Origin of the sequence: Shewanella sp. 8A (assembly GCF_023475945.1) — a bacterium.
Lineage (GTDB): Bacteria > Pseudomonadota > Gammaproteobacteria > Enterobacterales > Shewanellaceae > Shewanella > Shewanella xiamenensis.
Genome location: NZ_JAMDJP010000004.1, coordinates 67308 through 89579, shown reverse-complemented (window position 1 = coordinate 89579; position 22272 = coordinate 67308). Strand labels below are relative to the sequence as shown.

Annotated in this window: 16 protein-coding genes; 8 read left to right on the top strand and 8 right to left on the bottom strand. The window is 44.9% G+C overall.

Translation table 11 applies throughout. The annotated features are described in order from the left end of the window. The first annotated feature begins 228 nt into the window (after positions 1 to 228). Positions 229 to 1905: an OpgD/OpgG family glucan biosynthesis protein gene (locus M0413_RS04295; protein WP_037414921.1), complete on the top strand. Its 1677-nt coding sequence runs from the start codon at positions 229 to 231 to the stop codon at positions 1903 to 1905. Positions 1906 to 2092: 187 nt separating this feature from the next. Beyond that, positions 2093 to 3562, top strand: coding sequence for an inorganic phosphate transporter (locus M0413_RS04290; RefSeq protein WP_037414918.1), 1470 nt, complete (start codon positions 2093 to 2095; stop codon positions 3560 to 3562). Between the two features lie 22 nt (positions 3563 to 3584). Here the strand turns inward: M0413_RS04290 and M0413_RS04285 are convergent, their stop codons facing one another. Beyond that, positions 3585 to 4538, bottom strand: a complete 954-nt coding sequence (locus tag M0413_RS04285; protein WP_249553259.1) for a DUF72 domain-containing protein — start codon at positions 4536 to 4538, stop codon at positions 3585 to 3587. Between the two features lie 587 nt (positions 4539 to 5125). Here M0413_RS04285 and M0413_RS04280 point away from each other — a divergent pair. Then, positions 5126 to 6490: a diguanylate cyclase domain-containing protein gene (locus tag M0413_RS04280; RefSeq protein ID WP_249553257.1), complete on the top strand. Its 1365-nt coding sequence runs from the start codon at positions 5126 to 5128 to the stop codon at positions 6488 to 6490. Positions 6491 to 6570: 80 nt separating this feature from the next. Here the strand turns inward: M0413_RS04280 and M0413_RS04275 are convergent, their stop codons facing one another. Next, positions 6571 to 8463, bottom strand: coding sequence for a methyl-accepting chemotaxis protein (locus tag M0413_RS04275; protein ID WP_099457577.1), 1893 nt, complete (start codon positions 8461 to 8463; stop codon positions 6571 to 6573). A 260-nt stretch (positions 8464 to 8723) separates the two neighbouring features. On the opposite strand from M0413_RS04275, the gene M0413_RS04270 reads away from it, so the two are divergent. After that, the gene (locus tag M0413_RS04270; RefSeq protein WP_249559186.1) at positions 8724 to 10250 is read left to right on the top strand and encodes an EAL domain-containing protein; all 1527 of its coding nucleotides are present in this window, start codon (positions 8724 to 8726) and stop codon (positions 10248 to 10250) included. Between the two features lie 54 nt (positions 10251 to 10304). Here M0413_RS04270 and pepN read toward each other — a convergent pair whose 3' ends face one another. The 6 genes from pepN to M0413_RS04240 all read right to left on the bottom strand — a co-directional run bounded on the left by pepN (position 10305) and on the right by M0413_RS04240 (position 17005). Further along, positions 10305 to 12938, bottom strand: a complete 2634-nt coding sequence (gene pepN / locus M0413_RS04265) for an aminopeptidase N (protein WP_088586785.1) — start codon at positions 12936 to 12938, stop codon at positions 10305 to 10307. 239 nt (positions 12939 to 13177) lie between these two features. Further along, positions 13178 to 13771 carry a penicillin-binding protein activator LpoB gene (gene lpoB, locus M0413_RS04260; RefSeq protein WP_007645693.1) on the bottom strand — a complete coding sequence of 198 codons (594 nt, stop codon included), beginning with the start codon at positions 13769 to 13771 and terminating at the stop codon, positions 13178 to 13180. 67 nt (positions 13772 to 13838) lie between these two features. Further along, positions 13839 to 15239, bottom strand: a complete 1401-nt coding sequence (locus tag M0413_RS04255; protein WP_055646806.1) for a COG3014 family protein — start codon at positions 15237 to 15239, stop codon at positions 13839 to 13841. Further along, positions 15236 to 15778 (bottom strand): peptide deformylase, encoded by a 543-nt coding sequence (gene def, locus M0413_RS04250; protein ID WP_055646807.1) that lies wholly within the window; start codon positions 15776 to 15778, stop codon positions 15236 to 15238. Before def ends, M0413_RS04255 begins: the two co-directional genes overlap by 4 nt. A gap of 54 nt (positions 15779 to 15832) precedes the next feature. After that, on the bottom strand, positions 15833 to 16045 hold the full coding sequence (locus M0413_RS04245) for a SlyX family protein (RefSeq protein ID WP_037414894.1): 213 nt from the start codon (positions 16043 to 16045) through the stop codon (positions 15833 to 15835). A 9-nt stretch (positions 16046 to 16054) separates the two neighbouring features. Next, positions 16055 to 17005 carry a WD40 repeat domain-containing protein gene (locus M0413_RS04240; RefSeq protein WP_069454367.1) on the bottom strand — a complete coding sequence of 317 codons (951 nt, stop codon included), beginning with the start codon at positions 17003 to 17005 and terminating at the stop codon, positions 16055 to 16057. 153 nt (positions 17006 to 17158) lie between these two features. On the opposite strand from M0413_RS04240, the gene fkpA reads away from it, so the two are divergent. From fkpA to M0413_RS04220, 4 genes are all read left to right on the top strand, one after another. Next, positions 17159 to 17929, top strand: a complete 771-nt coding sequence (gene fkpA / locus M0413_RS04235) for an FKBP-type peptidyl-prolyl cis-trans isomerase (protein WP_037414884.1) — start codon at positions 17159 to 17161, stop codon at positions 17927 to 17929. Between the two features lie 563 nt (positions 17930 to 18492). Next, complete coding sequence (gene exeM / locus M0413_RS04230; RefSeq protein WP_249553253.1) at positions 18493 to 21105, top strand: extracellular exonuclease ExeM; 2613 nt, start codon at positions 18493 to 18495, stop codon at positions 21103 to 21105. A 144-nt stretch (positions 21106 to 21249) separates the two neighbouring features. Further along, complete coding sequence (locus M0413_RS04225; RefSeq protein ID WP_144376427.1) at positions 21250 to 21705, top strand: hypothetical protein; 456 nt, start codon at positions 21250 to 21252, stop codon at positions 21703 to 21705. A gap of 108 nt (positions 21706 to 21813) precedes the next feature. Further along, entirely contained in the window at positions 21814 to 22251 is a 438-nt protein-coding gene (locus M0413_RS04220) for a PaaI family thioesterase (protein WP_037426162.1), read from the top strand. Positions 22252 to 22272 lie beyond the last annotated feature (21 nt).

Here is a 22272-nt window from a genome sequence, read left to right as displayed (position 1 = left end):
TGCATTTTGCAGCCCTTTTTAATACTATTTTCATAAACTGGCGTCAGTATTGAATATTGTCGCTGTGACATATTCCATTGCGTCGAAATTATGTTAGATTCTGGCGAACTGATGAAGATAGAGTTATTGTTATCACTGTCATCAACAGTTCTCCACAGGGCAGTCACTGCAATAATGCTTACTTTTGCAGAGAAGTGTCAGGAAGTTACACCAATTCAGAGTCTGCTTATGCAACCCAATTTATTTCCCGAACAAAGACATTTAAATCCTGAGCCGATGGTGATGCCATCGGTAGAAGCTCAGTCTACTCGTAGCCGCTTACAACGGATGGTTGGTAGCGTACTGCTCACCTGTAGTGTGTTGTTAAGCTTATCTGCTTGTGCAGCGGGTAAAGCCAGTGCGCCGCAGGAAGAAGAGTTTAGCTACGCTTGGTTAAAAGGCTATGCCCATACGCTGGCGACAGAGTCCTATGTAAGCCACAAGGGTGAGTTACCAAAAAGCTTACAGGGCATGAGCTGGGATGATTACCAGCAATTCCATTTCAAGAAAAAAGCCGCACTGTGGCATGAGGATGATTCGGAGTTTCGCGCCGAGTTGTTCCACTTAGGCCTGTATTTCGATACACCAGTGCACATTTACCAATTGGAAAATGGCAAGGCTAAACTGATTGAATATTCTCCTTCTATGTTCGATTACGGTAAGTCGAAGGTAAAGGGTAGCCAGCTTCCTAAAGATTTAGGTTTTGCTGGCTTTAGAATGCAGTTCAACACTGACTGGCAACGTGACGTTGTTGCTTTCTTGGGCGCAAGCTATTTCCGCGCGGTCGGTCAGGAAATGCAGTATGGTCTTTCAGCCCGTGGTTTGGCGGTTGATACTGCGTTGCCTAAGCCTGAAGAATTTCCGATGTTTACCCGTTTTTGGTTAGAGAAGCCGCAACCAGGTTCTAATATTGCGACTGTGTACGCTCTGTTAGATTCACCAAGTGTAACAGGGGCTTACCGTTTTGATATCGAGCCGGGTGAGCGTTTGAAGATGAAGGTTGATGCGGCGATTTATCCGCGTAAGGCTATCGAACGTTTAGGCGTTGCACCACTGACAAGTATGTTCATGGTCGGTGAGAACGATCGCCGTACAGGTTACGACTGGCGTCAAGAGATCCATGATTCAGATGGACTTGCCATGCATACGGGGAACGGTGAATGGATTTGGCGCCCACTGGGCAATCCAAGTAACTTGAGATTCAACGCCTATAGCGATGAGAATCCAAAGGGCTTTGGGTTAATGCAGCGCGACCGTAATTTCGACCACTACCAAGATGACGGCGTATTCTACGAGAAGCGCCCAAGTCTGTGGATTGAGCCAACAGGTAATTGGGGTAAAGGTTCGGTGCAGTTAGTTGAAATTCCAACACTGGACGAAACCTTCGACAATATCGTGGCTTTCTGGAATCCTGCAGAGCCCATTCAACCAGGCCAAGAGTTGCTCTATAGCTACAACATGTACTGGGGCGGTACTCCACCTGTGCAGTCACCCCGTGCCCGCGTAGTGGATACCTTTACTGGTATTGGTGGCGTAGTTGGTCAAAAGCGTAAGTACTATAGCAAGCGCTTCGTGATTGATTTTGCTGGTGGTTCTTTACCAATGCTGGGTAAAGATACTCAAGTGAAAGCGGTTATTTCAACTTCACAAGGCCGTGTGGAAATCGACTCTGCTCGCCCACAACATGCGATCAATGGTTACCGCGCTATGTTTGACCTCGTGCCGCCAGAGGATAGCGTTGAGCCGATTAACCTAAGAGTTTACTTAGAAGTAGATGGTCAACCTTTGTCTGAAACGTGGATGTACCAATGGACACCACCGCCGATGAACGAACGTGAACTGCATAACGCAGGTCATCTACAGTAAGCTATATGGGTGAATCAAAACGCCAGCCTCAGTGCTGGCGTTTTTGTATTAAGCGATTTGTTAATTGCAAGTTGGATTCAAAGTTATTGAGCACTAATTCACTTTTTGAAAATCTAAATAATTTTTCACTGTCAAATACCCAACCTTGGGCGTAATCTGTGGCGTCCTCGTCATAGGTTCGCGATTTATGTTTGAGATATTTACCTCTATCGGCTTTGGTTGGTCGGTGGCTTTAGTGCTGGCAGTGTTATTTGTGTTGGCCTACGAATTTATCAATGGCTTCCACGATACCGCCAATGCTGTTGCGACGGTGATCTATACCAAAGCTATGCCTGCAAATTTAGCGGTGGTTTCATCGGCCCTTTTTAACTTTGCGGGAGTGTTACTTGGCGGACTTGGCGTAGCCTATGCCATAGTACATCTTCTTCCTGTTGACTCCTTGTTGGGGATGGACTCCACTCAAGGGCTGTTAATGGTGTTTTCACTGTTATTTTCCGCCATTATCTGGAACTTAGGTACTTGGTACTTTGGTATTCCAGCTTCTAGCTCCCACACCTTAATTGGTTCGATTATGGGGGTTGGTGGCGCATTTGCTTGGATACATCACCAGCCTATATTGCATGGCATTAATCTCACTAAAGCCACGCAAATCATGTTATCCCTGATTATTTCGCCCACCCTTGGTTTTGTGCTGGCTGGAGTACTGCTATTGCTGATGAAGTTCATGTGGCAAAAGCATAAGATCCACCGTACGCCCGATGAACAATTTCAGATTAATGGTAAACGCCATCCACCATTTTGGGCGCGCGTCAGTCTGATAGCTTCGGCCATGGGGGTGAGTTTTGCCCACGGCTCAAATGATGGGCAGAAAGGCATAGGTTTAGTGATGCTGGTGCTTATCTGTATGGCCCCAGCGTATTTTGCCCTCGATATGAGCAGCCAGTCCTATGATTTGGCAAGGACGCAGGATGCAAACAGGCGAATTATGGCTATTTATAGCCGCAATCAAGCGATAATTAGCGATTTAGTTGATGTAAAAGCGCAGCTTGAGGCGAGTGATGAGCTGTTGAGTCATTGTTCGGCACAGACCGTGTTACCCGCAATGTCGTTGCTTGATCGCCGTTTGGATAAGGCGAATAGTTTTCAAGATATGACGGTAGAAGAGCGCCGTGAAGTGCGTAGGTTGTTGCTTTGTATCGATGATACCGCTCGTAAAGTGTCTAAATTAGACTTACCAGCCAAGGAGTTAAGCTCTTTAGCTAAATGGCGTAAGGATTTGACTAAATCGACCGAATACGCGCCGCTTTGGGTGATCGTGGCGATTGCGACTGCCTTGGGTTGTGGCACGCTTGTGGGCTGGCGGCGAATTGTTTATACCGTGGGAGAAAAAATAGGCTCGTCTGGAATGACCTATAGCCAAGGTATTGCTGCGCAGGTGACGGCTGCGGCTTCGATCGGGATTGCCAGCGTTACGGGGATGCCAGTTTCAACGACGCATATTCTATCTTCGGCGGTTGCGGGTACTATGGTTGCTAATCGCTCTGGGCTGCAAAGCCAAACCATTAAGCAAATTCTATTGGCATGGGTACTCACGCTGCCTATTACGATGTTCTTGTCGGCATTGGTCTTTATTCTCGCTAACTCAATTTGGGGCTAAGCTGAAGTTGATATGCAGCCTCTTACCAAGAGAGTTGCATTTGCGCGGTAGGATCTGCCAATGGTGGTGTGTGTAACTTGATTGTTGGTAAGCAAATCTCAGCGGCGATTTGCTGCTGTAACTGCTGATATAAACGAACTGCGAGCTCGGGAGCCGTTTGATTGTCGGGTGTATGGATAAAAAGATAGGGTTCTCGACCTTCTTTAATCCAGAGGGGAAGTTGCTGTAACCAATTTTTGAAAAAGCTATCGTTGTTTTTGATCTGTAACTTATCGTTATTGGCGGCTAAGGCTTCGATAGTACCATCGGTTTGTCCGATAAAGCGAACCACTGGCGCATTTGCAGTTGCGATAGCATGTACGGGCAATTGTGGTTTTTTCTTATGGGCATCAATAATTGCTTCGCTAGCGGGCGGTAGGGCAAACAAGGGCCGACTGTCCATAATGATGCGATTTACCTGTTTATCCATCAGCAAGCGGTTTAGTGCTCGCTCAGCCTCTCCCTTCGCAAAAAAGGCTAAATGCCGTACTTCAACGCCATAGGTCAAGCCTTGGGGAAGCATTTCTAAAAAATGCGCCAAGGTTGTTAGTTGCTCCGGGCCAAAGTAGGCGGGAAGTTGGATCTTCCATAGCCCAGTTTTTTCAGCCAAGGGCGACATCACCCGAAAGAATTCCATTAGTTCCTGCTGACAATGTTGCAGCTGTCTTTGATGGGTGATGAGCTGCGGTAGTTTAAAGGTAAAGCGAAAGTCATCTGGTGTTGCGCTGTGCCAGTTCATCACTGTTTGTGTATTTGGCGTGGCGTAAAAACTGGTATTACCTTCTACAGTGTTAAAAATGGTTGCGTAGCGGGCAAGGCGATCGGCTTGCTTAGTTGTTACACCATAAACACTGCTTTGCCAATGCTGATGAGACCACATTGCAAGCCCTAGGCGAAAATGATTCGCTTGGTGTAAAGGTGACTTAAGCGCCGTCAAAATAACTCCAGATATAATCAACTAAATTTGAATTGGCTATTGTGCTCAAAGAGTTTTATCTCAGTCAAATACTAGGGCGTGTTGACGTTTCGAGATTAAATTTTGTTCGTTCTGGCAAGATCGTGCTCGCGAAACGAGGAATGATGTGTAGTTTACTCAAATGACGAGCGGCTCTTATGACTGAAAGTAAGAGTAAGGGCTTGCCAGACGAACCCTTCGGGCTGCACTTGGCTGACGTTTCTGCTGCGTTATCGTCCGTTTATGTAGAATAACTACACAGCACGGACTTTGCCTTGCATAAACGCCAGCCAAATTGCTGCAAAAATAACCCTGAAACGTCAACACGCCCTAAGCATCTTGCGGATGCTGTTATTGGGTTAAGCTAATGTCCAATCCGGCTTTATGTATGGAATGTTGTAATAGTGGAACTGCCATGCTAATTAACCTACTCTAATAGTATGATATTATGTACTATTAACCTTAATCATCGAGTATTCGCGCGTTGGTTCTATACAGGGATGCACAGCTTAGCTGCAATAGTCAGTTAGCTATTCTCGTTTTGTCTGCAGGCGTGGTGGGAGAGTCGTGTGAAAAACGAAGGTTATACTTCACTTGGTCGCTTTATTGATTTGCTATTAGATGCCATCTGTGTGGTGGATAAATCGGGGCGATTTGAATTTGTGAGTGCGGGTGCTGAACGTATTTTTGGTTACACGCCAGATGAAATGATTGGTATGCAGATGTTGGATTTGGTTTTACCAGAAGACCGTGAACGTACGCTTGCTGCGGCCAATGAAATTATGACAGATCACTATAAAATCGATTTTGAAAATCGTTATATACGCAAAGATGGCAGCATAGTGGATATTCTGTGGTCAGCCCGCTGGTCTGATGAATATCAACAACGCGTTGCGGTGGCTCGCGATATTACCAAAAATAAAAATGCTGAGCGTCGGCAAGCCGCGTTATACGAGATTTCCGAGGCGGTTCATGTGGCCGAGGATTTGCTATCCCTCTATAGTCATATCCACCAGATCATTGCAAAACTTTTACCCGCAGAAAATTTTGCTATCGCGCTTTATGACCAAGATTCAAATCAATTAGATTTTCCTTACCAGTTATCGGTGTCCGAGCAAAATATCGCATATATCAGTAATGCTAATTATTTTGCTGAGCAGATCATTCAAACGGGACAATCCTTACTCTTTTGTCCCATGTCGAATACGCTTTCATCGCCATTAGCAGTAACTTTTAAAGATTGCTGGCTCGGCGTGCCGTTGAGATTGCACAAAGGGGTGATAGGCGCGTTGATAATGCATAGCAACCCAGGTTCGAGAAGCTATACTACACAGGATTGTGAATTGGTGGAGTTTGTCTCGACTCAAATTGCGTTCGCCATCGAACGTCGTCAAATGTTGGCTCGCTTAGAGCTGATAGCACTCTACGACCAGTTGACTCATCTACCCAACAGAGAGTTATTTTACGATAGGTTTCAGAAGGCTTTATCTCGAGCGCATCGAGAGTCGAGTTATTTCTCTTTACTTTATCTAGACTTAGATAAATTTAAATGGGTTAACGATACCTACGGACATAGTGTGGGAGATTTGTTGTTACAAATTACCGCGCAGCGGCTTCTTAGCTGCGTGAGAGTTTCGGATACGGTCGCGCGTTTTGGTGGCGACGAATTTGTTATCTTACTGGAGCGAGTTGATTCTGCACACAATACCTTGCTCGTTGCTCAAAAAGTGCTGGATATATTGAATCAGCCTTTTGAACTTGTAGAGCAGCAAATTCATATTTTTCCAAGTATTGGTGTCGCTTTGTATCCTGAGCATGGTAAAGATGAACAGCAACTTATTTCCTGCGCTGATGCTGCCATGTATAAGGCTAAAAAGAATGGTGGTAATCGTATTGAGTTGGGGTATCAAGGTTTGAAGGGAAAGCACTTATAGGCCAGTGTTAAGACTCTAACTAAAACCCGCTGTAACGAAAATCGCTACAGCGGGCGTTTATATCAATGCAACAAGTGTATTTATAGTTTAAAACGTGACACTTCCTGTTGCAGTGAGGCGGCTAAGTGAGCCAACTCCTGTGACTGCACCATCGCACTTTGGGCCTCAATAGAGAGGTTTTCTGAGACTTCACGAATTGATTCGGTATTGCGATTAATTTCGCTGGTAACAGAGGTTTGTTCCTCTGCGGCCGTTGCAATTTGGCTTGCCATATCAGATATCTCATTAATTGCTTTGCTTATCTGCAGCAGGCTCTCACTGGCTGAGTTAGCATCAGCCACACTCGTTTCTGCCATATCATGGCTTTGAGTCATGGATTTTACGGCTTTGCCAGCTGTTTGTTGCAAGGTTTCAATCATTGCCTGAATTTCTTGGGTTGATGAGTGAGTGCGTTGCGATAATACGCGAACTTCATCGGCAACCACGGCGAAACCACGACCTTGCTCACCTGCGCGAGCGGCTTCAATGGCTGCGTTTAACGCAAGCAAGTTGGTTTGTTCTGCAATCCCACTGATCGTTAATAGAATGCTATTAATTTTTTGTGAGTGCTCATTCAGCTCGCTGATAATACGTCCTGCGGTATCAACCTCATTTGCTAAGTTACGAATAGATTGCTGACTTTGCATCACTTGTTTTTGACCATGATTCGAGAGGCTCACGGCATTTTGCGCTGTTTGCGCTGTATGTTCGGCGTTGCTGGCAATCTCTTCTGTGGCGCTGGCCATTTCGGTCACTGCAGTGGCGACCATGGTCACTTCGTCCTGCTGAACCGCAATGCGTTGGCTGTTATCTGCCGCAGATGCACTGCTGCCCTTAGCTTGGTATTCAAGTTGGCCCGCAATATTGTGCATTCTTGAAATCATGCCGTGTAGACGTTCGACAAAGCGGTTAAAACCTGAGGCTAAGATCCCAATTTCATCATGGCTGTTTGCGGTATGAATTCTCACCGTCAGATCGCCATCGCCCTCTGCGATATCATTTAGTGCCAAAGCAACTCGTTCTAAGTCTTTGAATTGCATTTTGAAGATTGCGACTAATACTAAACCAAACATTACCAGTAACCCAGCGCCTACGGCGGACATCCACCAAGCGAGCGTAGTCGCTTGCGACATGATTTCTTGTTTGTTCATCACAAATATTAACGCCCAGTCGGTCGACGGAACGTTCGCTACATAGACTAGTTGAGTCTCACCATCTAATTCTCGCTCTTCCATAGTATTGGCATTGGCGCGTTGTGATAGCCAGGTGGGGGTAAAATCAGAGTCAATATTAGTAAGTTGTTGATTATTTAACTTACTATTGGGGTGGCTAATAATTAGTCCAGTGTTGTCTACCATCAGGGTGTAGCCATTACCGGGGACTTCAAGCCGCTGTACCGCATCGGTGAGTTGGTCAATGGTAAGGTTTGCCGCGGCGACACCGAAGAGTTGGCCCGCAACCATCACTGGCTCAGCGATAGTCACAACTTGTTTTTTAAGGGTGGCGCTGACATAGGGAGCAGTCATAACCATGCTATTAGCGGCTTTGGCATCCATATACCAAGGGCGGACACGTGGGTCATAGTTTGCGGTATTGAGCGCTGGATCTTGGCGGTACATGTTGCCTTGCTCATCACCAAAATAGGTGAGTGCAAACCCCATTGCATTATGTGCTTGTAATAAATAAGGGGTAATTTGTACACTCGGGTCAGCCTCTATGGTCTTTTTAAGGCTTGTAATGGCTGTTTTTCTATCTTTCATCCACAGTCCAATACCTTCGGCAAAAGTATTCGCTAGTTGATCAATCTCACCTTGGGTATTGCCTATAGCATGATTTCTAATGACGTAGCTTGAAATACTAACCAGTACTGCAACAGTGATGAATACGGCAAAGAGACTACTAAAAAGTAGGCGAGTTTTAAGTGTTGAACGCATATTCTATTCCTTTAAATTCCGCTAGCAACCTAACGTTAATAAAGTATAGCGGCTGAAATAGCTAAAGCATTAATGGTTGATCATTCAGATTTGATAAAGTTGTGGCAGCGAACCGTATTTTGTTTTGTATAAGTATTTTCAAAAGTTGCTTATATCATGGTGAACTTGTTTTATTGCACAGTTTTGAAAGGCTTTTTAGCATAGTATTCCTAAAGTGTCATAAGCAAGTACACCCACACATAAGTAAGAGAGTAGTATAGATGAAATGGAGTTTTCCTCGTTGGTGCTTTAATCCTTGGTTACATTCATGCTTAATCTTTCTTTTACCAATACTTTTAGCGAGTACAATTTATCCTTGGTTGACGGCCTATAGCATAGAAAAAAGGTTTAATCGTGATTTTGATGAAATAACACTTACTTTTGCAAATGGTGTTGATGATTTTAAGCAAAAAAATATTGAACGGGCATTTGCTAAATTATCTTTTACCTGCAATGAAGATGATATTGCGTTACTCAATAGTCAATCCTTGAGTCCAGCAATTGTTCGTTTTATTCAGCTAGAACTTGCCGATGGTAAAAAATGCTCCAATATCGGTCCGCCAGTCAATTACCATCTTGACCGATCTCGAAGTTTATTTTTTGGCTCACAACAGGTCGATATTGCGACAACGGTCGCGGCCACCGATCGTGCTCGTAGTCTTGCCTATGCTTTTCATTTAGGTGAGCAGAAGTTAGTCGTGCTGACTAATAGCTCTGTTTATAACGAAACCCTATCTAACCTTTGCCACGGTTGTTATCAATTACTCATCAGTTATCAAGGGCTTTCCCCCATGGTAAGGGGGACAGAAAATCTTGATGAAAACCACAGCATTATCAAGAAATCTCGTTATATTAAAACGTTAGATGTCACTTTAACCTTAAAGGCGGGTGATGATCTCTACTGGCAAGAAGCCTATCGCATTGGTGTCGTACTCTTTATTGCAGCGTTAATTGCAGCATTTTTAGCTGTGATTTTTTATTGGAACTGGCAGTCTGCCCGGGTGTCGCTTGGTATGTTGCTGCAAAAAGGAATGAGTCGAAAAGAATTTATTCCCCATTATCAGCCCATTATCGATTGCCGTTCAGGCGATGTTGTTGGGCAGGAGATGCTGGTACGTTGGCGTCGATTTGATGGTGTATTAGTTCAGCCCAATCAATTTATTCCCTATGCTGAGGATTCGGGGCTCATATTACCGATCACCGATTTATTGCTAGATCAGGTGTATCGCGATTTAGCTCAACTAAAAGGCTGGGTAAGCATCAATATTGTTGCGCAGCACTTAGAGTCTGGCTTGCTGAGTCAATGGTTCTCTTTAAACCGAGATCCCATGGTTAAGCGGATTGCATTTGAGCTGACGGAGCGCAAACCTATCACTCAATTTGAGCTAGCCTTAGCTGAAATAAAAGCCGTTTTACCATTGTGCTATGACTTTAAACTGGATGACTTTGGTACGGGTTTTGGCGGTTTTAGCTATTTACAGCGACTTGGAATTAATAGTATCAAAATAGATAAGATGTTTATCGATACCATTGGTACGAAAGATCTTAAAGGTGCGGTGCTCGATGCCATTATTGCCTTTGGACACGAGTCGAATATGGAGATGATTGCCGAAGGCGTGGAAACCCAAGAACAGGTAGATTATTTAGCGGCTAAAGGGGTGTATCAACATCAGGGCTATTTTTATTCTAAGCCACTACCATTGAAAGAGTTATTACATTTTTATCTACAGGTTTCCCATGTAAGGTAAAGATCAAGGCAAAAAGAAGAGGCTCATCAGAGCCTCTTCTTTTTCAACTCATTATCAGTGGGTCATTTTATTTTTGATTAGCACGCAACGCTGCTCTGCTTGACGCGTTTCTAATAAAGTACGACGGCTAAGATTAGATAAGCCTGTTTGGCTGTCTAATACTTTATCCAAGGCGGTAATACTATTGTAATTACAGTCGGTTGGGATCAAGTTACGGCTGTAGCTACGCATAAACACTGGGCCCTTTTTGTCCATATCGGCTAAGTTTGCGAGTCGCTCTTCAGCTGTGGCTGCGCTTAAGAGTTTTTGCTCCGCAGGATAGAGGTTTTCCATGATGATGCGCTGTTTAGCAAACGGTAGGACATCGGCGTGGACTTTACTCAACCAGCGACGTTTTGCGGCAGCTTCAGGACGGATCACTTGAGCGGCTAATGCCGCTTTTTCCCCAGAATCTGAGTTATCGCGTGCTATTTCCCGTGTTATACGTTGCTGCGCATTCGGGAAGTCGTAGCGATTAAGCTGGATTATGATAGCCCAGCGCAGATCTTGATCTAAAGTTAACCCTTTGATTTTAGTAGTGCCGTCTAGCAATTGCGCTAAATGACGTAAACTGTCACGATCGCTGGCTAATTGGATATAGGCATCGAACCAGCGGCGCTGGAAGTCATTGTCCCCTCGACTCTCCATGGTCTTACGAAGGCTCATTTGCGCTAAGCCTTTAACTGCATTTTCAGCATAGTTTTGCTGAATAGGCGCGATCTGCGCGAGGTATTCTTTACTGCGTAGCAAGCTAGAAATAATTTGACCGACCACAGTGTAGTCATTCTCCGCTGGGGCGTTGACGAATACTGTGCTGAGGTATTGATCTAAACTCAGGTTGCCCTCACGTACACTGTCCCACAAGCTTTGCCATAACATTGAGCGCAATAGCGGATCTGTAACTCGGCTTAACTGTTGCTTGGCGGTATCGAAGGATTTTTCATCGAGTTGCACCTTCACAAAGCCCCAATCATCATAGTTGGGGTAAACCAGATCGGGGCAACGCTCACCGACTAATTGTTTCACCTCGGTACGCTCGCCCTTGTAGGTTACTGGTACTGTGGTCTCATGCCTTAAATCGAAACGTCCTTTAGTAAACAGTGCAATTTGGACTTTTTGCTCCCTCAGTGTCGGTAGTTCGCTGCTAGCGGGATATTGCAACAGGCTAAATTCGCTAATGCGGTTACCGTCGCAGCGGTATTCGGCTTTAATGGTGTTAACCCCAGCGCTGTATAGCCATTCCTGTGTCCATGCGCTTAAGTCTCTGCCCGCAGCTTTAGCGAGGCTATTGATAAAGTCATCTAGCTCGGCATTTTGGTAGCTGTATTGTTTGAGGTAGTTGCTCACGCCGCGGCGGAACACTAGATCACCAAGTAAATGGCGTAGCTGCTTGAGTGTCGAGGCGCCTTTTTGATAGGTAATAGCATCGATATTGTCGAAGGCATTTTGGGTGGTAGCTACAGGCACTTCAATCGGATGGGTAGTGACTAAGCTGTCTTGCTCATAGGCGCGCTGTTTGCCTTGAGCATAAAAACTGCGCCAAGCATTCGTAAATTCGGTGGCTTCTTGGGTCGCGAGTGTACCCATAAAAGAAGCAAAACTTTCGTTTAACCACAGGCCATTCCACCACTTCATCGTGACCAAATCGCCAAACCACTGGTGGGCCATTTCGTGCATAATAACACCCGCCAAGCTTTGTTTTTGCTCGGCGGTCATTTCAGCTTTGTGGAGGAAATGATCTTCGGCAAAGGTCACTGCTGCTGCGTTTTCCATTGCGCCATAGAGAAAGTCTGGCACTAGGATTTGGTCGTATTTTTTAAAGGGATAAGGAATACCAAAATAGGCGTCAAAGAAGGTTAACCCCTGTTTTGTATAGGTAAACCAGTCCTGTGGGGTCACTTGGTGAGCAACGGATTGTCGTGCAAATAATCGCATAGGATAGCGGCCGGAATTATCCTGCCACATATGGTACGGGCCTGCATGCATAGAGAAATTGTAAGGGCTTAATTTAGGCGTTTCAGGAAACTCCCAACGATTAATGGTCCCCGCAGGTGTGACAGAGGACTCGCGCATGGTACTGATCACTTGCCAATCCTTCGGCGCGGTCACACTGATTTTGTAATTGGCTTTTAAATCGGGTTGATCAAATACTGCAAACATCTGTTGCGCAGCGGCAGGCTCAAAGTGAGAGTAGAGGTAGACCTTGCCATCGACGGGATCTTGGAAGCGATGCAAGCCTTCGCCATTAGTGCTGTGCGCTCGGGTAAATTGCACTTCAACTGTGTTATCACCCGAGGTCAGTAAGCGGGTGTTTAAGCTGATATAGGCACCATTGTAATTGGGGTAAATGGCGGTTCCGTTAATCAAAAAACGCTTAATTTGTGCTTTGCTTAGATCCAAGCTCAGTTGCTTAGGAACCTCGCTAAGATTGAAGTGGATCTTAGTTGTTGCGCTGAATTGCGTGTCACCCGTCAGTTGAAAATCCAACTCATAATGCACATCCGATATTACCTGTGAACGTAGGCTTGCCTGATACTGGCTGATATAGGGACTGGCGTCCCTTGGCCCTGTATTTAAAGGACTTTTAACGGCGCACGACATTAATGCCGAGCAGGTGAGGGCGACTAGGCTAGCTTTAAACAAATTCACTACTTAAATCCTTCAACGATTTACTTTATTTGTGGCGTAGATGCGGCGTCGTGGGTCAAGAGTCGGCCTGATTGTGTCGCGAACTCTTCTCCATACAAAAGCGGCATCATTGCTTAGTGTTTTGGGCGAGTACACTACCTTATTTAGCATGGATAACCAATGTTAAAAATGTAAAAAAGCCAGCAAAAATGCTGGCTTTTTTTGGATGTTTCGGCATTAGCCTATTACTTTGAGCGGGATTACATGCCCAAGAAAGACTTAGATTTGGTCTTACGGATTTCTTTTTCGTCAGACCATTCGATAAGACCTGTTTCTAAGTCCATTAGACGCATAGTCATTTTGTAGTAAACGTCTTTGGTGCTGCCATCTTGCTTAACGATGCTAGATAGGTTGCCATACAGCATGTACTGGGCACCGATTTGACGACCAAACTTGATGGCGGTTGACGGGTCAACCATACCGGTATTGTTTTGGTAATCCAGTTGCTTACGAACTGAATCGACTTTAGTCATGTCGATAAAACGGAACTTGCCTGAGCGCAATAATTTGTTGCTGATAGAGTCGGTTACTGACTCAGTATCGATATGCTCAGAGGTTTTGTTTTTGATGCTATCGACAAACAAAATTGGGCGGTTGTTAGCTGTCATGGCCACAATCGGTGGGAAAGTCATCATGCTATCAACCATTTTAGCGGCAATGGCTTGCAGATCCGTTGAGCCAAAGTTTTCGTTAACGGTTTCAACCTCTGTGGCATCACCATACTCTACTTTAGATTGACATGCAGCCAGACCCATCACGGCAGCCAGCACAAAAATCAGTTTAAATTGTTTCATAGTCAGTTCCATTTTGTGATTGTAAAAACTTAATGACACTCGTTTTATTCAAACATTCACCGCTCGGTTAAATGATTATTGAATAAATTCGGGTGTAATTACCAGTATCAATTGCCCAGACCAAGGTGGTCTTGCCTGCGGCAACGTCAATTTTTGCCGGTGGTGCTTTATCCAATTGCAGTGTGTATTCCCCAGGATTGAGATAACGCCTGCCAATTTGTGCCTGTTTCGGCAGTGTTAACCAACTACGGCGATCCGCCTGTTCGGTAACAACGTTAAAAATCTGCATAGCAATACTGCCAATATCGGCGGCATTATTGCCGGGTTTACCACTTTTTTCGACTTGATAAGCCATTTCCGATTTGGCATAAACCCTTGCAACTTGGCGGACTAAGGTTCCGGGTAAATCTTCTTTCAAGGCGGTAATCGCTAAGGCATCAATATTGGCGATAGGTTCAGTTTTAAGCACTGTGCCTAAGCCCTGCACTTGAGTCTCTGGCACATAGCTATTGTTTGGCCCATAGGTCGCTAGAGACACGGTTTGCCAGTTGCCATGGATAGTGAAGGGCACTGTTAGCGCTTGTTTTTCAGGGACAAAGCCCTTTTCGACCATCAACACTACTTGGCCTTCACCTGCTTTTGGGAGCTTGGCATCGCCCCAGCGCTTTTTAAACTCATCGTATTGCGGCATGCCGAGTTGTTTGGCAAGGCGGACTAAATCCTGTTGCAGATACGTGTTATCAGGAGTGATTTGGGCTGCTTTACGGTAATCGATAAAGGCATCGTTTGGTTCACCAAGCACTTCGTGTAGTACGCCCGTCGTGTAATAGCTATAAGCATTTAGGAAGGAGCTGGTGACTGTGCCTGCCGCTTGCCCAAGTTTATTCACTTCGGCATCGACCGTACCATTAGCCATAGCTTGTACCGATTTTTGCGATTTTTGATAGCGTTCTTGCTCTGAACTTTGCAATTCGTTACTACGACGAACTTCCACTAGCGCGCCTTGATAGTCGCCGCTGAATAGGTAATTGAGCGCCTGATATTGGTGCAGCATAATGCGCTCAAAGCCCGGGCCGCGGTAGGGAATCGCATTGTCATTTAACACTAAGCTTGTCGCCGTCGCGCCGATATCGCTGGCGCTAATCTTGGCTTTATCATCAAAGGCGGTGTAGGCCGCCACCGCTTGCTCGTAGTATTTTTTACTGCTGGCAAAATCCCCCGCAACTTGAGCGATGCGCCCCGCTTCTTGAGCGTAAAGCAAACCGTCATTGCCTTGGATATTACTGGCTAATTTGTCGATATCCGCCATGGGCGTCGCGGTATTGAGATCTTGTTTGATTGGCGCGATTTGTGCCGGATAATTGATAAAAATACTGTTATAGGCACAGCCGCTCGAACCGAAGATGGCGGCGAGCATCAATGTGCTGATGGTGGGTCTGATAAAAGAGTGAATGAAGGTGGTGTTCATGCCTGTGGGTTACCTTCTTGTGCCATTAGTGTTTGCTGTGGCATTTGTGAACGCTCAAGCAAAGTGATCCCTTGAAGATGATCAAATTCATGTTGGAAAATACGTGCAATAAAACCCGTTAATTCGGCGTGTTGCCACTGTCCCGCTAGGTTTTGATAGCGCACAACTATACTGTGGTGACGCCAAATGGTAAACCGTTGTCCTGGGACAGATAAACAGCCTTCCTCACCTTTTTCGAGTTGTAAAGATGCCAACTCGATGTGTGGATTAACCACTACAACGGGCTCCATTAGCGGTGCATCGGGGTAACGCTCGTTTGGCCGTGATGCCATGATAAATAGCGCTAGCGGGCTGTGCACTTGTGGGGCAGCGATACCGACGCCTTTTGCCTCTACCATGCTTGCTACCATTTGCGATGCTAACTGACTGAGCGTTTCATCAAAGTCGCGTACTTCAATTGCCTGTTGTTTTAAAATGGCTTCCCCTACCTGGGCAATCGGTAGCGGCTGACAGGAGTGTTGTATCTCATTTTTAAACATCGCATTCCCTGGATATTTAGTCTTCATCGTTTGGCTGACGATTTTAGTTCGTTATTAATAATGGGGTGGCGGCGTTTCTTCAGCTTGGGTGGCAATATTGCTGGGCTCCATTGCCTGCAACTTGCCAACTAATAACTGGATCTGGTGCTGTTGATGGGCCACGAGTCGATTCAGCTTAATCACCTCTTGGTTTAATTCTTCGACAGTGAGTTCTTGAAAAGCTAATTTAGTTTGCAGCTCTTCAATTTGTTGTTGTACACCTTGCATGGCTAACCTCTATTGTTGCCAAGTCTCAACTAAGCCTTGGCTACTGATACTAACGACTTTATTGGTATCTCGAATTGCCACAGAGTATACAACGGCTCCTCGGTTTTGGCTGTTTTTCGTCAACGCAATTTGCCATTGTGCAATAGGTTTACCCGAACTGCGTTGCCAGAGTATGACTTCGCGGGCGGGAGTTCCCGTTAATAACTGCTTGTCTTGCTCAGTAAAACGTACTGCTGAAAAGGTCATTTGGCGACGATTAATTGCTAATTGATTTAAAAGTTTACCGCTTGAATTGTCCCAAATTTTTGCTTCATTCGTACTGCCATTGGTAAAGCTTAAACTACCACTGTCGTTCAGTGCCACTTTGGTCACCCGACTGCCAAGATCCCAAGTGTGGATTGGTTGTCCGGTTTGTGCCTGCCATAAAATGGCCTGCATATCATTTGACCCTGTGAGTGCGATGCGACCATCCGCCGACAGTGCAACCGTATTGACGCGTTCTTTATGGCCTAAAAATTTGATCAGTGCCGTTTTTGCCGCATTCAAAGACATTACGCTGCCATCGTTTAAACCAATTAGCAAAACCCCATTGTTGGCTACCGCAACACTTTCTCCCGATGCGGGCAGTGACCACCAACCTACGGATTTTCCGTCGGCTATTGTCCATAGTGCTACTGAATCGCGGCTTAACGATGCAGCGAACTCTCCATTAGGTGAAATGGCTGTGCTGGCCACGCCTGTATTAAGGTCGCCATGCACCCATTGGTATTTAAGGCTGTGCTGGGTTAAGTCCCAACATTGGACTCCTTGATTCTGAGTTGCGACAATTGCGAGAGTGCCATCACTCGAGAGACTTGCGCTGTAAGAAGGGTCTTTTGAGAGCACGCGAATATCTTCGGCTTTAGGATAGCAAGCCGTCAAAAAAATCGTGCAAATTACCAGCAGTAGGGTTTTCTTCATGAACTTGCTCCTAAAGTTGGTGTCTCTAACTCGGTAGAGTGAAATTAATCACAGTTAACCCATAAAGAATCTAGTTGGTATAACCCAGATAACTAGTATAAAGTTGTCGCGCTTAGGTTATTGTAACCGCTTGAGGATGCTGAGGAAGCTTTAATGAAATCGATTTATAAATTATCGTTAGTTGCATTGGCTGTTATTGGCCTATCTGCTTGTAATCAAGAAGAAAAAGCAACAAATGCAAGCACAAATGTTGAATTAACGACAGAAGCACAAAAAGAAGCCTACAGTGTGGGTGCTTCAATCGGTCGTTATATGTCTGGTCATATTAAAGAGCAAGAAGAATTAGGCCTACCAGTTGACCGCACGCTGATCGTGACAGGTTTTACTAATGGTTTGAATGATCAGCTGAAGTTAACTGAAGAAGAAATGCAAACCATTCTTCAAAGTTTAGACAAAAAATTAAACGACAAGCGTACAGAACAAGCTAAAGCCATTGCGGCGAAAAATCTCGAGGATAGCAAAAAGTTCCTTGAAGAAAACAAAGCTAAGCCAGGCGTAGTCACAACTGAATCGGGCTTGCAATACGAAGTACTCACTCCTGGTTCAGGTGAAAAGCCAGCGGCTGAAGACACGGTTGAAGTAGATTACGTAGGTACTCTGATTGATGGCAAAGAGTTTGATAGCTCTTACAAACGTGGTGAAACGGCTAAATTTCCATTGAACCGTGTTATTCCTGGTTGGACCGAAGGCGTACAGTTAATGCCTGTTGGTGCTAAGTACAAGTTTGTTATCCCTGCAAACTTAGCTTACGGTGAACGTGATACTGGAACGATTCCACCAAACTCAACGCTGATTTTTGAAGTTGAGTTGAAATCAATTGAGAAAGCACAAGCTGCACCTGCTGCTGAACCCGCTAAGAAGTAATTTTTAGTTACAGTATGCTTTTATAAAAATACCGCCTTTTGGCGGTATTTTTTTATGCTGTTAAATCCTACTTTTGTTTTAATTCATTAGCAAACCGAGTTATAACAGGCTATTTAGCTTTGTTAGTGTTTTATTTTGCTATTTGAATAACAAGATATTGCTGTATCAATAAGCCATTATTTTAGAACGATGTAACACTGATTAAGTTTTAAATGAATAACGCATATTTAAAGCAACAAATTTAATACGCTTATTCAGAATGGCATGTTTAAAAATATCATAAAAATATCATATTTTTTTTGCGATTATTATTTGTTCACTTAGGTTAACTAGGGGGACTAGATGTCTTTTTCTTACTTATTGTTTTATCGCTATTTAATAATTTTGTGTTATGGCACTGTTCTGAATGTAAGACAATTTACTCTGTAAAATTACATTTCCATCAATATGTTATGCATGCATAGTGAGATCTTGCCCCCTTTTTTTAGCCCTACAACTCTGGAATAATCCGCCCGCACGTTAATAAAAATTAGCGGCAATATTATAATAATGGGGTTGTTGATATGGAAAATGTTAATAAGTTGACGGCTATTTCTTTAGCTGTAGCCGCGGCGTTGCCTATGATGGCAAGTGCCGATGTCATAATCACCGAGTATGTTGAAGGTAGCTCTAATAACAAAGCTATCGAATTGTATAACAGCGGTGATGCGGCAATTGATCTCACAGGTTATAAGCTCGTTCGTTATAAAGATGGCGCAACAGATGCGTCAGATATGCAAGTATTAGATGGCCAGAGCATTGCGCCTAAAGCCACTAAAGTGATTCTCAATTCAAGCGGTGTCATTACCCTGCCACAAGGCGTCGATAGTTTTTCTGGTAGCTTAAGCTTTAACGGTGGTGATGCTGTCGCTTTGGTTAAAGATGGCGCCGTGGTTGATATTATTGGTGATGTGCCAACGCCAGTCGGTTGGGGACTCGATGTTACCCTTAAGCGTAAACTAGACTCATTAGTTGCAAACACCGTCTTTAATGCTGCCCAGTGGGAACAATTACCTAAAGATACTTTCACTGGTCTTGGTTCTCTGAATACGCCAACCGCACCAGAAACACCTGTATTTAGTTGCAGTGGCGCGAAAATTGTTCCTATTTATCAAGTACAAGGTGCTGGCGAATCTAGCCCTTATGTTCCTCAAGGTGCATTTGAGTCTGAAAGTGAAGTGACGGTTCGCGGGGTGGTGACTGCCCGTGGCGAGAGTTTGTTCAAAGGTTTTTATTTGCAAGAAGTGAAGGGTGATAACTCGCCATATACTTCCGATGGTGTATTTGTCTTTTTAGGTGAAACACCGCCAGCAGCGATCCAACCTGGGGTTGAAATCTGTGTTCAGGGTAAGGTCAAGGAATACTTCGGTCTAACCCAAATTGATATTAAAACCGATAAAAAATTTGAAGTGGGCGCGAAGGGGGAAGTTCCTGTCGCAGCGCCTTTCTATGTTGCCGAGGGAGAAACATTCGCGCAGGCTTTAGAGCGTTATGAAGGCATGAACGTGCTATTAGATGCGGGCAGTGATCTGAAGATCAGCCGCACCTTTAGCTTCGACTATGCGGGCAAGCGTAATAACATGTTGGTGTCTTACAAAGAACCCTTGATGAAGCCAACCCAGTTATACCCAGCGCTTTCTCCAGAGGCAACGGCATTAGTTAAATCTAACCTAGAAAATCAGCTGTTTATCGAATCCGATTACAAACCTGCTGACGGTGTAATTCCTTACTTCCCTGACTTTAATGCTGAAACAGGTTATATCCGCGTCGGTGATCAATTGACCAATCTGCAAGGGGTGATTGGTTATAGCTACGGGGCTTACCGTTTAGTGGCTACGAACACTATTACTGCTGGCGATTTTATCCGCGGCGATGATAGAACAGATGCACCAAGTGTGGCGACTAAAGGTGATATCCGTGTGGCCAGCTTTAACGTACTGAACTTCTTCAATGATGTTGTGGGTGGTGATACTAACCCATCGGGTGGCAACCGCGGCGCATTGACCGAAGAAGAAATGCTGTTACAACGTGCGAAAATCGTTAGTGCCATTACTGCCATGAATGCCGATATCGTTGGCTTGATGGAAATTGCTAACAACGGTTTTGGCGAAAAGAGCGCGATTAAGAACTTAGTCGATGCCTTAAACGAGAAGCAAACTGCTGAAAATGCTTACAGCTATATTGAAATCGTCGATGAAGATAAATACGACGGTAAGTACTTCGGTAGCGATGCGATTACCGTTGGTATGCTGTACCGTGCGGGTAAAGTAAGCCTTGCAGGTGCTGCTCGCACTATTGATACCCCAGAGCAACATGCGAGTGCAGGCAGTGTGACTCGCATTAAAGAGGGTAAGACTGAGACTAACCCAGGTAACGATGCTTACCAACGCCACAGCTTAGCGCAAACCTTTAAGATCCATAATGAAAATCTAACCGTTGTTGTTAACCATCTGAAATCAAAAGGCTCAGGCTGTTTGGAGGATTGGGTTAACTTCGAAGAGTCTGTTGATCCTGCGGATCAGCAAGGTAAGTGTAATGCTTTCCGCGTGTCAGCAGCTAAAGTGATCGGTGAAGCGTTGAAAGACGTAAAAGGCGATTTACTGGTTATCGGTGATATGAATGCCTACGGTATGGAAGATCCTATCCGTGTATTGACCGACTACGATGCGAGCAAGTCCGATCGTGCAATCATGACCGCCTCTTGGACAACCTTAAATGGCAAAGTGTTTGAACGCCAAGGCAGCAAGATTGAGAAAGGTTATGGTCTTATCAATCTCAATACTAAAGCTCACGGTACTGGCACTTACTCATACAGCTACAATGGTGAGTTAGGCAACCTAGACCATGCCTTGGCAAACACAAGTCTCGCCAAGCGTTTAGTGGATATTGAAGATTGGCATATCAACTCTGTGGAGTCTACCCTGTTCGAATACGGCAAAAAATTCTCAGGTAATCTCGTAAAATCTGAAAATGCGTTTTCTGCTTCAGACCATGACCCTGTGATAGTTGCATTAAGCTATCCAGCACCTGTTGAGCCACCAAAACCTGAGCCAAAGCCTAAGGATGATGGTGGTGCACTAGGTTACTTAGGCTTAGCCTTGTTATCACTATTTGGATTACAGCGCCGTCGCCGTTAAATACGTGTTAATACGCTCACAACTTATTTTGTGAGCTAAACTCAGAGCTAAGGGATGGTTTTACCATCCCTTTTTATTGAGCTGGTTTTATCGTGTTTTCATCGTATTTCATGGGAATGAGTCTTGAGCCCAACGGAGAAAAAGATGGTTGTGAGTACACCCAAGCATTCCATTGGTGTTACCAAGGCGCCATTGTGGTTTTACGTTATCGCAGTCGTTAGTTTGCTTTGGAATATCATGGGATTATTGGCCTTTGTTATTCAAATGACTATGACGCCAGACGCCATGGCGCAGATGAGTCCTGATCAGATTAAGCTCTATGAATCGACACCCGCTTGGCTCAACTTTGTGTTTGGTTTTGCGGTGGTTTCTGGCGTTATCGGTTGTCTGTTTCTACTGATTAAAAAAGCCTTCTCTTATAAAGTGTTGCTCGCGTCACTGGTGGCGGTATTGGTGCAGATGGGTTATGTATTTGGGATTCAGCAGGCGGCAGCGGTATTAGGCTCTGATGCTCTTGTGATGCCAAGTGTAGTGATCCTTTGGGGGATTTTCTTAGTTTGGTTTAGCCGTTTGGCTGTCACAAAACATTGGTTAACTTAGTCGTAGCGTTTCCTTGCCGTACAGAACTGGTTAAGCGATGGCTTATGTGTTGAACTTCAGTCACTTCTTAGTAAACTGCTAGCTGGTTTTCTTTACTAGGATGTTGAAATGAGTATTTGGTTTAGACCGGTAAGCTTAGAGGATTGTGCCCGTTTAGATGCTGGTATGGGGGGCAAAGGCACCTTGATGCAGACCCTAGGGATTGAGATCAGCGAGATTGGCGATGACTTTATGAAGGCGACTATGCCTGCCACGCCCGCCGTACATAATCCCTTAGGCATTGTCCATGGGGGCGCGAACGTTGCCTTAGCCGAAACGGTTGCCAGTTATGCGGCAAACTTTGCGGTGGATTTCGAGCAATATTATTGTGTTGGACAAGAGATTAACGCCAACCATTTACGTGCTTCACGTAATGGCGTGCTAACCGCAACGGCAAAACCCATTCATCTGGGGAAACGCAGCTCGGTATGGGAAATCTTAATCCATAATAGTGCAGGGGAGTTGACCTGTATCTCACGGATGACAGCAGCGGTAGTTAAACGCTAATGCAGATTAACCAACCTGTTT